Source organism: uncultured Brachyspira sp., from assembly GCF_944390845.1.
Taxonomy (GTDB): domain Bacteria; phylum Spirochaetota; class Brachyspiria; order Brachyspirales; family Brachyspiraceae; genus Brachyspira; species Brachyspira pulli.
The window spans coordinates 1-12,829 of record NZ_CALXRM010000083.1; the positions used below are offsets into that span (position 1 = coordinate 1).

Below are 12,829 nucleotides of genomic sequence, written 5' to 3' on the forward strand. Positions count from 1 at the left end.
TAGTATTAGCAGAGAACTTTCATCTGTTTGAAAATTGACAAAATATAGTTGTTTAGGTATATACTGAAAATTTTTAAGTTTGTCAATTTTTTTGTTGTTCTTTTTTCCGCCGCATATGCTCTGCGGACTTCGTCAAAGTTGCAAAAAGTGCAAGTATAGAATTAGTACTAAATAATACTAAAATTGTCTTACATGTAATATAATTTATTAAATTAAAGCCCAAATGTAGCCTTTCGCGAAGCGTATCCGAGCCTGTCGAGGATATAGCTTCTTTGTGGCAATACCACCCTAAAGGACTTCCTTCGGTCGCAGGCACTCCTTTCAGTCGCAAAAGAAGTAGGGTGTTGCGTAAGCACGCAGATCTGCACTCTGTGTGCTTCGCAGTGGGTAAAGCCCCAGATATCAAAACAAAAATATAACTTTACTTTTGACAAAGTATAGTTGTTTAGGTATAATAATATTATGAGCCATAAAGATATTAATGTTTTGAATGATTATTTTGTTAGATACTTATTCTCATCTTCAGATAGTAATTTAATACTGCTTGATTTTATTAATTCTACTATGCTTGATTCTGGTATAAAAACTTTTAGAAGTGTTGAGATTTTGACTCCATTTAATTATAAAGAAAATAACGAGGATAAGGAAACAATAGTTGATGTAAAGTGCATTACTCATAGCGGTGCAGTTGTTATTATAGAAATACAATTGCAAGGTAATTCAAGATTTCCAGAAAGAATATTGTATTATTGGGCTTCTAATTATAGTAAACTTCTAAAGCATGGAGAAAAATATGATGCTCTTACTCCTGTAATTAGCATAAATTTACTTAACTTTAATTTAGATGATGCTGACAATATTCATTCCTGCTATATGATTTATGAAATGAACAATAAAAAATTATTAACGGATCATTTACAAATTCATATAATTGAACTTAAAAAATTTAAATATAATATATTAAAATCAGATTTAAACTGTTGGCTTAAATTCTTTACTATGAAAAATAATAAGGAGATTATAATGTCAGAATTAGTTAAAGAAAAACCTATAATGGAAGAAGTGCAAAGAAAATATAATAATTTTATTAAAAACAGCTTAATGATGAATGAATATGATAAAAGAGAAGCGTATCTATATGGTAACCAAATAATGCTTGAAGAAGAAAGAAGATTAGGTATTGAAGAAGGTTTTAAACAAGGTATAGAGAAGGGCATAGAACAAGGTATAGAAAAAGGTATAAAAGAAAATCAAATATTGACTGTAAAAAATATGAAAAATAGAAATATAGATATAGCATTGATAAGTGATATTACAGGACTTAGTATAGAAGAAATAGAAAAATTATGATGTAAAACTTTTCAAACTATATAGCAATATATTTTATAATTTGTTACTTTCCATTTATTAAAAACTATTCTAAATTATAAAGGGAATATAAACTTGATTAATATAAATAAAGCAAAAGAAATTATTAACAAAATAGAAATAGAAGAAAAAATTTCAAAAGAAGATGCTTTGACTCTTTTATTATCTTTTGAATATGATAATAATATCAATATAAAAAATTTAAATGACGAAGAAAAAGAAGAAGTAAAAAAATTAAAAGAATATTTACGAATTAAAGCAAGAGAAAAAGCTGATAAAATATTCGGTAAATATGTTTTTATGCGTGGTCTTATAGAGTTTACTAATTATTGTAAGAATGATTGTATATACTGTGGAATAAGAAAAAGCAATAAAAATGCAGAAAGATACAGACTTAATAAAGAGGATATTTTATCATGCTGCAAACTTGGCTATGAAATAGGATTCAGAACTTTTGTACTTCAGGGAGGGGAAGACCCTTATTATAATTTAGAAATAATGTCTGATATAGTTGAGGCAATTAAAACAAAATATCCGGATTGTGCTTTAACATTATCAATAGGCGAGAAAGATGAAGAATATTACAGAATATTAAAAGAAAAAGGAGCTGACAGATTTTTATTAAGACATGAAACAGCTGATAATATTCATTATTCAAAACTTCACCCTAACAATATGAGTTTAGAAAATAGGAAAGAATGCTTAAGGAATTTAAAAAAACTAGGATATCAGACAGGTACAGGAATAATGGTTGGAAGCCCTTATCAAACTTTGGAAAATATTGCCGATGATTTTGTTTTTATGCAGGAAATTAACCCCGAAATGATAGGGATAGGACCTTTTTTACCTCATAAAGATACACCTTTTGCTAATGAAAAAAAAGGAGAATTGGAACTTACTCTAATATTGATAAGTATTCTTCGTTTAGTTTTTCCTTTAGCATTGATACCAGCTACTACTGCTCTTGGTACTATTAAAGAAGGCGGACGGGAAATGGGTATACTTTATGGTGCAAATGTTGTTATGCCTAATTTATCTCCTATGAATGTAAGAAAAAAATATTTGCTTTATAATGATAAAATTGCTACAGGAAGCGAATCTGCTGAAGGAGTTGAAAGTCTAAGAAAAAACATTAATAATATAGGATATATACTTACAGGTGAACGAGGGGATTATGATTTAAATAGATATAAAAGCTAAATTATATATTTACATATAATCTAATATATATTAAAATATATAAATATTATTTATTATAGAGTAAAGATTATTTATGAAAGATTTATTTAACAATAAATATACAAAAGCTAATAAAAATATAGTTCAATCTATAGATGAATTTTTTAAAAGAATATCAAATTTAATAGCGATAGCAGGTTCTATATTTGCAATATTTGTTCTTCTTATGCAGGTAAGACAAGTAAATATAGATAATTTTTATATAACACATTATAGTGAAATAATAAATGTTATTACAATATGTTTTATATTGATACTTATAGATCAAATAAGAATAGCTCCAAGAAAATTATACATTGTTGTTTCTGCTATACAAATTATAGGTGTATTGCTGCTTAATTTTTTTAGTAAAAAATATTATGATGTATATGCTAATAGAATTATATGGACTATAGCAGGTTCAGTTCTTTTCTTTTTGGTAATAGTATTAAACTGGCTCAGACTTTCATATTCTAGATTAACATTATATCAAATGATTATAGCCTCTTTTATTTTTGTTATAACATTGGGAAGTTTATTATTATATTTGCCTTTAAGTACAGTAAGCGGAAAATTACATTTTGTAGATGCATTATTTACTGCTACAAGTGCTGTATGTGTTACTGGTCTCAGTGTTATAGATATATCGAAAGAATTTACATTATTCGGACAGGTTGTATTAATAATGCTTATACAAATAGGCGGACTTGGTATAATGTCCATATCGGCAATAGTGCTTCTATTTGCTACAAGTAAGGGTAGTGTTCAAGATAGAGTTAGAACTTTGGAGATGTTTAATACTCAAAATAAAGATATTATACAATCAACTGTTAAAGTCATTTTCTTATCTACATTTTTAATAGAATTATTAGGTGCAGTTATTTTATTTACAGCTATAGATAAAAATGTTAGTTTTCCATCAAGAGTTTTTTCTTCTTTGTTCCATTCTGTGAGTGCTTTTTGTAATGCGGGATTTTCTTTATATACAGATAGTTTGCATAGATATTCCGGAAATATAACAGTAAATGTTACAATTATGCTTCTTATAACATTAGGAGGTATAGGTTATCCTGTTATGTTAACTGTATCAAGAGCTTTTATTAATAAAATTAAAGGTCAAAGATATGTATTTGATGTTCAAGCTAGAATAGTTATATTTACAAGTGTACTTCTTATAGTGGCAGGAGCTGCTTTTATATTTTTCAATGAATATTCCAATGCTTTAAAAGATTTGACTTTAAAAGAAAAGATATTAGTTTCATTATTTCAAAGTGTAAGCCCTAGAACGGCTGGATTTGAAACTTTTAGTTATAATGCTCTTAGTAATGTTACTATAGGTGTTGTTATATTCTTGATGTTTGTAGGGGCATCTCCAAACAGTACAGGAGGCGGAGTGAAAACTACTACATTATTCGTATTTGTGTTCTCGGTAATAACTGCTATTTTTAACAGACCTTATATCGTTGTTAATGGCAGAAAAATTAAAGATGATACAGTTAATAAATCTGTTGCCATAGTTACTCTTGCAATAGCTATTTCTGTATTAGCAGCATTTCTTATGTTTTATATAGAAAAATCTCATAGTATGATGCCTATATTATTTGAATCTATATCGGCAATAAGTACAGTTGGTCTTACTTTAGGAATAACTCCAGTACTTACAATATGGAGTAAATTAATACTTATATTGCTTATGTTTATAGGACGTGTAGGATATCTTACTTTATTTATGAGTATAGGTTCTATTAATAAAGGTAAATACGGAATTATAGATTTACCTACAAGTGATGTTACTATTGGTTAATTTATGTCTAAAATTATTTTAGTATGCGGTGCCGGAGGAAAAACCTCATATATAAAAAATATGGCAGAGTCATACAAAAATAAAAAAGTATTAATTACAACAACTACCAAAATATTTAAACCTAAAAAATATATAGAAGATATTGATTCCCATTCATTCGATAATGATAATATAATAATACTTGGAAAAGAATTTGATGATAAAAAATTAATGTATGCCGGAGATGATATATTAAAGAAAGCTATGCATTATGCTGATATTATTTTTATTGAAGCTGATGGGGCAAAATATCATGCTATAAAAATACCTAATGAAAATGAACCAGTTATACCAGAATTTTTATATGGAAAAATAGATGAAATAGTTGTTATAATGGGGCTTCATAGTTTGGGAAGGAAATTTAAAGAGGTTTGTTTTAGGTATAATTTATGTAATGAAATAGATCCAGAACAAATAGTAAATTTGAATGTTATTAATTATATTGCTGATAAATATTATATTGATAAACTTAAATATAAATGTAATAACATTCAATTATATTTAAATGATTTTACAAAGAATAATAATATCGATTACAAAAAAATTGCATTTATTATATTAGCATCGGGAAGCAGTAAGCGTTTTAATGGAAATAAACTAATTCACAAATTTAATCAATTAGGAAATAAAACTTTATTTGAAAATACAATAAATAAAATATCTAATGTGAAAAAATTATTTAAAGAAGATGAAAAATTAAAACATATAGAAACTTCTGTTATAGCTGTAAGTATATATGATGATATAATAAATAAATCATTTGAAAATAAAGATTATAATGCAGTATACAATTCAAAGCATAATGAAGGTATAAGTGCATCTATAAAATTTGGTATTAATGAGGCTTTAAAAAATAATTCCGATCTATTTGCCTTTTTTGTATGCGATATGCCTTTTTTGGAAAGCTATGACATTTTTAATATGATTAAATTATTTTTATATAGCCATAAAAATATAGGAGCAATGTTTACTAATGACAGACCTTCAAATCCAGCGATTTTTTCATCTAAGTATATTAATGATATTTTAAATTTAGAAAATGATAATGGGGCATTAAAGATTATAAAGAAAAATATTGATGATGCTTTTTTCTATACTATAGATGAAAATAAATTAAAAGATATAGATACTAAAGAAGATTTAGAATAGTTTATACTGAAAATTTTTAAGTTTGTCATTTTTTTATTCAACTTTTTCCCGCCGCATACGCTCTGCGGACTTCGTCAAAGTTGCTTATATCCTCGACAAGCTCGGATACGCTTCGCGAAAGTGCGAGGATAGAATTAGTACTAAATCATACTAAAATTGTTTTACATGTAATATAAACTATTAATTTAAGCTAAAATATAGCCCTTTTGCCGAAGCTGCTTCTTTGAGGCAATACTTACAGTACTTCTTTCGGTCGCAAAAGAAGTGGGGGGGACGAAGTACGCATAGCGGTGGGCTAGTCCCCGCAAATAATAAAAATAAAATTATATTTTCTTTTTTATATCTGGGGCTTTCCCCCATACCCAAGTTCTTTTACCGAGTAGGTACCTTTCGGTATTGGTATAAAAGAACCTTATATCCTCGACAGGCTCGGATACGCTTCGCGAACAACTGCATTTTTATAGGTTATACCATATATTTAATAGGCAGGTTTTTTATATAAAGTTATAGAGATTGCGTTTTTTGCTACTTTTTTGTGCGGCAAAAAAGTAGATAATTCTATATAAAGTGCATCCAGTTGACAAAGTTAAAAATTTCTAGTATATACTGAAAATTTTTAAGTTTGTCATTTTTTTATTCAACTTTTTCCCGCCGCATACGCTCTGCGGACTTCGTCAAAGTTGCAAAAAGTGCAAGGTATAAAATTAGTACTAAATCATACTAAAATTGTTTTACATGTAATATAAACTATTAATTTAAGCTAAAATATAGCCCTTTTGCTTCTTTGGGGCACCAAAAGAAGTGGGGTGCGGGGCAAAGCCCTGCAGATATTTAAAATTTAAAAAAATTATTTTTGACAAAATATAATTGTTTAGGTATATACTATTTGGGTTTAATATATAAATATATAAAATAAATTAAATTGACAAATGTTATTTATTTTAGTATTATACTATAGTAATATTTTTAATTTGGAGAGATGAATATTGAAAATAAAAGATATTGGCTTTGATGAATATTTTGAGAAATTAGCTTTATCAGCTTTGAAAGTTAATAGTTTAGAAGAAATTAATAATGAAGAACTTGTACCGGCAAGAGTTATAAGAATCAATAAAAGATATTATACTTTGTTTTCTGATGAAGGCGAATTTTTAGCTAGAATAAAGGGAAAGATTAGATATAATTCTGAAATACAGAGCGAGCTTCCAGTTGTAGGCGATTGGGTATTGATGAAAAAATCTGATAATAATGCTTTTATTGATACGATTCTCACTAGAAAAAATATTTTATATAGAAAAGCTAATATTAAAAAAAATGATATTCAGGCTATAGTAAGCAATATTGATTACGCTTTTATTATAGTAGGAATCGATAATGAAATGCCAATGTCAGCTATAGCAAGATATTTATCTGTAGTTCATACTTCAGGTATAAAACCAATAATTGCAATAAGTAAAATCGATTTATATGAAGATGCAGAATACAAAGAATTATTAGCATCTATAAAAGAAACTTATCCTAATGAAACAGCATTTGCCTACAGTTCAAAAACAGGAAAGAATGCAGATACATTTTTAAAATATATTAAAAAAGATACTTCATCAGTATTTATCGGAGCTTCAGGAGCAGGAAAATCTACTATTATAAATTACCTTTTGAAAGATGAAAAAATGAAAACTCAAGAGGTAAGAGAGTACGATTTCAAAGGAATGCATACAACTACGCATAGAGAACTTTTAGTTTTAGACAGCGGAGGTGTAGTGATAGATACTCCCGGATTAAGAAATTTAGGTTTATGGGAAGATGATAAAGGCATAAAGAAAACATTTGAGGATTTGGAAGAGTTTGCAAAGAAATGTAAGTTTAAAGACTGTACTCATCAGCATGAACCGGATTGTTATATATTGGAACTTCTTGAAAATGATGAAATACCTTATGAAAGATATGATGCTTATATAACATTACTCAATGAGAATAGAGAATTACAAAAATCTTCTATAGAGATAAAAAAAGACAGAAAGATGGCTTTAAAGAAAATCACGAAACATAGAAATAATTATAAGAAAATGAATGTTAAGAATAAGAAATAGTTTATCACTAGCAATAATAAAAAATAATTTCAAGCTATAATAAAACATATTACTAAAAGTACTGTTTTTATTTTTTTATTGATGATTATTTTATATATTTGTTCTATAGGCATAATTTAAATAATATAATTTTTTAATATTTTTATAAATACAATTAACATAATATATATTTTCTTTATAAAAGATGACAATTGTATATTTTTTTATTATACTATTTTTTATGAGGAGAAATATATTTATGAGAAATATTTTAATTATTATTTTTATGTTTTCGGTTATATTATTTGGAAAGCAAAGTTCAAATGCCTTGATGGATTCATTAGAGAAAAAAGATGTGAAAAAAGCTATAGAACTGATTAATGATGGGGTCGATATTAATTCAAAAGATAGAATGGGTGAAACTCCATTAATAGAGGCATCAGAAGAAGGATTGACAGAAGTAGTTAAGGTTTTAGTTGATAAAAAAGTTAATCTTAATGCAGTTAATGTAAGAAAAAGAACCGCATTGAGTAGGGCAGCTTCAAAAGGTCATGCAGAAATAGTAAAAATATTGGTTGATGCTGGTGCTGATGTTAACATAAAAGATAAATATGGTAAGACAGCATTAACTTATGCATCCGAGAAAAAATATACTAAAATAGTAGAAATACTTAAAAAAGCTGGAGCAAAATAATATTTAATTATTATATTATTTTTAATAATCAGCTTTATTTTCTATAAATAGCATATATTTTTATCAAAAAAGTAAAATTTTTTTTCAAGATTACTGTATATAACATTGATAATAAAATTTAATTATAATATAATCTTTTTTAAAATTTAATTTTGGGGAAATAAAATTATGAAAAAAATGTTATCATTAGTTCTAGTTGTTATTGGAACAGTATTCGCAGTATCATGTGGCGGAAATTCAGGTGCAGCATCTGAAAATGCACAGGCAACAGATAAAAATGATGCAGCTATGACATCAGCAGCTGTTACAGTTGATGATTTAGTAGGTAAAGAATTCGCTATCACTAATATGTATGAAGGTAAAGAAGTTACTATATCTTTCCCTGCTACTAATATGATAGGCGGAAAATCAGCAGTTAATAGCTATTTCACAGAATTTACTTTAAATGGCAATAAAATTGCATTTAAAGCTTTAGGTTCTACTAAAATGGCTGGACCAGAAGAAGATATGGCTGTTGAGAATGAATATTTACAATTATTAGGTGCAGCTGATACTATCTCTTTAAATGGTGATGTATTAACTATAACAACTACTACAGGTACTAACTTAGTATATACTTTCAAAGGAAATGTAGAAGTTGCTACTGAAAATGCTAATTAATCATTAAATAATTATTAGTTTTGTTTTAGGCAAGATAGTTTATTATAAATTATCTTGCTTTTTTATTTAACAATTATTATTAAATTTTTAAGTAACTATTGACTTTTATAGTTAGTAGTATAATATAAAAGTATCTTATTGTTTATAGAAAATTGATTGGAGTATTATGCAAATGAAAAAGTACATTTTTACATTATTATTAACTTTATTTATTATTATGTCTTGTTCAGAAAGTATGCCTTTAAAAGAATATAAAGATGCATCTGTTTTGAGAGATAAAACTATCAGATATGATTTGCAAAACTATTCCAAAGAACAATTTGACATAGCTGAAGCAAACTATTCTGAAGCAGTTATATTAATAGATGAAAATAAAGAACCAGCAAAAGTAAAAGAACTTCTTACTACAGCATCAAATGCTTATCAAACTGTATTAAATGATGGTTTGCCTCAATATGCACAAGTATTAAAGGAAGAAACTTCTACAGAAAGAGTATATTCAAAAGAAATTAAAGCATATAGAGTAGATAAAGACAATTACGAATTTGCAGAACTTAATTATATAAATGCATTATCTGCTTTAAGTACAAATAATTATGAGGAAGCAGTTAATTGTTTCTTAAATGTAAAAAAATACCATCATAAAGCATATTTTACAACTAAAAAAAGATATGATGAAAGTGCAAGAGGTATAAAAGAAGCAGAAGCAAAAATTAAACAAGTTGATGAATTAGAGAAAACACCTTCTAAAAAATAAATAATAGTATAGTTATTTATTTAATTTAATATTTTATAAAATAATTGGAGTTTATAAAATGAAAAAAGGATTATTTTTATTTATTACTTTATTTGTATCAAGTTTATTATACGGACAAGATACTAATAATTTTATTTTACCTCCTGAATTGCCTAAGGATTTACCAACAAGCATTTCAGAGAGTGATGATTATAAACTAGCACAAAGATATAGAGAAATGGCAATAGAAGCACATGATGTTGGTGATTATAATCAAAGTATAGAATATTCAAAATTAAGTAAAGAATATTCAGATAAAATCATAGCTAGATATGGTGTATATGAATATGTACTAAACAGCCAAAGAAATGCTGAAAAGTATTTAAGTTTATTTAAAGGTGTTGGAGGCGACACTAATGAATTAACTATGAATTTGTATAATGAATCGGTTAATGATATGAATTCAGCAAATAATATGTTTGATGCTGCTACTAACTCTACAGATTATACAAATACTATGTTGGAATATAATAAATCAGCAGACAAATCAGAATTAGGATACAATGTACTTTCTATAGATTCAAGAAGAGAATATTTAATATCAGAATCTGTATTAACTAATGGTGATAATAATGATACTGCTATAACTAATTTAAGAGACGAATCAAAAGATTTATTAAGAAATGGAGATTATACTAATTCACTTACAAAATCAAAAGAAGCTATGAGCAAACTTGATGCATTAGAAGCACCTTTAGCTTATGAAAAAGCACAAAAAGCTATGGATAAAGCTAAACAAGATGGCTATAATGAAAGCAAACCTAATATGTATGGAGATGCTGCAAAATCATTGTCTTCAGCAGGTGAAACATTAGTAGCAAAAAATTATTCAGATTCTTTAATGCATTCTAAAAATGTTCTTAGCTTAGTAAATTTAATGGAATCTTCAAGCGGAGATAAAGAAGAAGAACCAGTTATAATACCAGAAGGTTCTTTCCCTAAATATTATAAAGTTCAGTCAAGAAAAACTAATACAGACTCTTTATGGCGTATAGCTTCTTATGACTTCATATATGGTAATGGTAACTTATGGAAGAAAATATATGAAGCTAATAAAGATAAAATTAAAGATCCTTCTATAATAAGAGCAGGTCAAATATTAACTATACCTAGTTTGAAAGGTGAGCTTAGAGAAGGAACTTATGATCCTAATCAAACTTATAACAGTATAAAATCTTATACAACAAATCAGCAGATGCAGACTAATCAGCTTCAAACTAATCAAATGGACACTAACCAAATGCAGACTACTAATACTAATGCACAGCAAGAAGCAGTACCTGCTACACCTATAGAAGATACAGCAAAAGATGCGGCAGAAGAAGAAATGGCTGCAGATGAAACAACAGCAGAAGAAGAAATGACAACAGAAGAAACTGCTGCAGATGAAGATAAAAAAGTAATACCAGATGATGCAACTACTGTTAAAGAAGGAAATATAGTTATAGAAGATGAAGAAGCTGTAGAAGAACAAACTGAAGAAACAGAAAATTCAGTTATAGATGAACAAATGGATGAGGATAATACTGATCAAGTAGAAGCTAATGAAAATGCTGCTAATCAAAAGTAAAATCAACATTTACAAATCTATCTATAATTGGTTTATAGTAGAAAATAAATTAAGAGGTACATATTTTGGTAAAAAAGTTAAAAATTATTATTTTTTCATTAATTTGTATTACAGCATTTGCAACTGTATTAATAGCACAGAAGCCTAAAGCTTCAAAAGAACATTTGTTTATTGAAACAGATTTTGGTACTATAGAAATAGCATTTTTCCCAGATAAAGCACCAAAACATGTTGAAGCTATTAAGAAGTTAGCTAATCAAGGTTTTTATAATGGAACACTTTTCCATAGAGTTATACCAGGCTTTATGATTCAAGGCGGTGATCCTTTAAGTAAAGACCCTACAAAAAGACATTTACATGGAACAGGCGGTCCTAATTTTGTTATACCAGCAGAGTTTAACGATGTTTCTCATAGAAGAGGAATATGTTCAATGGCTAGAAGTCAGAGTATAAACAGTGCAGGTTCACAATTCTTTATTTGTGTAGCTGACAGTACATTTTTAGATGGTCAGTATACAGTTTGGGGCGAGGTTGTTAGCGGAATGGATGTTGTTGATAAAATCGTTTCTTTAAGAAGAGATGCTAATGATAACCCTATAGAGCCAGCTAGAATGAATAAAGTTTATGTAAAATAATAATTAATATTTATTAAAGGAAAATTATAATGGAACATTTATTTATTGAAACAGATTATGGTACTATTGAAATAGAATTCTATCCAGATAAAGCACCAAAACATGTTGAAGCTATAAAAAAACTTGCTAATGAAGGTTTTTACGATGGAATTAGATTTCATAGAGTAATACCTAGATTTATGATACAAGGCGGAGACCCTGTTAGTAAAGATGCTACAAAAAGACATTTACATGGAACAGGCGGTCCAGGATTTAATATTCCAGCAGAATTTAATGATGTTCATCATGCTAGAGGAATATGTTCAATGGCTAGAAGCCAGCACCCAGACAGTGCAGGTTCACAATTCTTTATTTGTGTAGCTGATGCACCTCATTTAGATGGACAATATACAGTTTGGGGAAAAGTTGTTAATGGTATGGATGTTGCTGATAAAATAGTTTCTTTAAAAAGAGACCATAATGACAACCCTATGGAAAATTCAACAATGAATAAAGTATATGTAAAAGAAGTATAATTGATTTTTTTACAGATTATAATAATAAAGACGGAGCTTAAAAAATTAGGCTTCGTCTTTTTTTGTAAATAGTTTTTTGGATTACCATTATATTATTTATAAATTAATAATGTTCTGATTTACTTGTTATTGATATAATATTTCAATTTATATAATAAAAACTAAACAACAATAGTTTATATCTGATACAGTTTCTTACTAATGTATAAAAATAATAATTCTTAAAATATATTTGTTTCAGTATATACCTAAACAACTATATTTTGTCAATTTTCAAACAGATGAAAGTTCTCTGCTAATACTATTGATAAT

The 12,829-nt window shown here is 27.3% G+C and carries 11 protein-coding genes; all 11 read left to right on the forward strand.

Annotation, left to right across the window (positions count from 1 at the left end; all coding sequences use genetic code 11):
* Window positions 1-462: 462 nt before the first annotated feature.
* The 11 genes from Q0K52_RS12975 (at window position 463) to Q0K52_RS13025 (ending at window position 12,517) form a co-directional block, all read left to right on the forward strand.
* The gene (locus Q0K52_RS12975; RefSeq protein WP_297300086.1) at window positions 463-1,350 is read left to right on the forward strand and encodes an Rpn family recombination-promoting nuclease/putative transposase; all 888 of its coding nucleotides are present in this window, start codon (window positions 463-465) and stop codon (window positions 1,348-1,350) included.
* A 93-nt stretch (window positions 1,351-1,443) separates the two neighbouring features.
* The gene (gene hydE, locus Q0K52_RS12980; protein ID WP_297300089.1) at window positions 1,444-2,568 is read left to right on the forward strand and encodes a [FeFe] hydrogenase H-cluster radical SAM maturase HydE; all 1,125 of its coding nucleotides are present in this window, start codon (window positions 1,444-1,446) and stop codon (window positions 2,566-2,568) included.
* Window positions 2,569-2,641: 73 nt separating this feature from the next.
* Complete coding sequence (locus tag Q0K52_RS12985) at window positions 2,642-4,390, forward strand: TrkH family potassium uptake protein (protein WP_297300092.1); 1,749 nt, start codon at window positions 2,642-2,644, stop codon at window positions 4,388-4,390.
* A 3-nt stretch (window positions 4,391-4,393) separates the two neighbouring features.
* A complete protein-coding gene (gene yqeC / locus Q0K52_RS12990) occupies window positions 4,394-5,578 on the forward strand; it encodes a selenium cofactor biosynthesis protein YqeC (protein ID WP_297300094.1) in 1,185 nt (394 codons plus the stop codon).
* Window positions 5,579-6,564: 986 nt separating this feature from the next.
* Window positions 6,565-7,668, forward strand: coding sequence for a ribosome small subunit-dependent GTPase A (rsgA, locus tag Q0K52_RS12995; protein ID WP_297300096.1), 1,104 nt, complete (start codon window positions 6,565-6,567; stop codon window positions 7,666-7,668).
* A gap of 238 nt (window positions 7,669-7,906) precedes the next feature.
* Window positions 7,907-8,341 (forward strand): ankyrin repeat domain-containing protein, encoded by a 435-nt coding sequence (locus Q0K52_RS13000; RefSeq protein ID WP_297300098.1) that lies wholly within the window; start codon window positions 7,907-7,909, stop codon window positions 8,339-8,341.
* Between the two features lie 168 nt (window positions 8,342-8,509).
* Window positions 8,510-9,001: an META domain-containing protein gene (locus Q0K52_RS13005; RefSeq protein WP_297300100.1), complete on the forward strand. Its 492-nt coding sequence runs from the start codon at window positions 8,510-8,512 to the stop codon at window positions 8,999-9,001.
* 166 nt (window positions 9,002-9,167) lie between these two features.
* Window positions 9,168-9,758 carry a hypothetical protein gene (locus Q0K52_RS13010; protein ID WP_297300102.1) on the forward strand — a complete coding sequence of 197 codons (591 nt, stop codon included), beginning with the start codon at window positions 9,168-9,170 and terminating at the stop codon, window positions 9,756-9,758.
* Window positions 9,759-9,816: 58 nt separating this feature from the next.
* Window positions 9,817-11,367, forward strand: a complete 1,551-nt coding sequence (locus Q0K52_RS13015; RefSeq protein WP_297300104.1) for a LysM peptidoglycan-binding domain-containing protein — start codon at window positions 9,817-9,819, stop codon at window positions 11,365-11,367.
* Window positions 11,368-11,432: 65 nt separating this feature from the next.
* Window positions 11,433-12,002, forward strand: a complete 570-nt coding sequence (locus Q0K52_RS13020; protein ID WP_297300107.1) for a peptidylprolyl isomerase — start codon at window positions 11,433-11,435, stop codon at window positions 12,000-12,002.
* Between the two features lie 29 nt (window positions 12,003-12,031).
* On the forward strand, window positions 12,032-12,517 hold the full coding sequence (locus tag Q0K52_RS13025; RefSeq protein ID WP_297300109.1) for a peptidylprolyl isomerase: 486 nt from the start codon (window positions 12,032-12,034) through the stop codon (window positions 12,515-12,517).
* Window positions 12,518-12,829 lie beyond the last annotated feature (312 nt).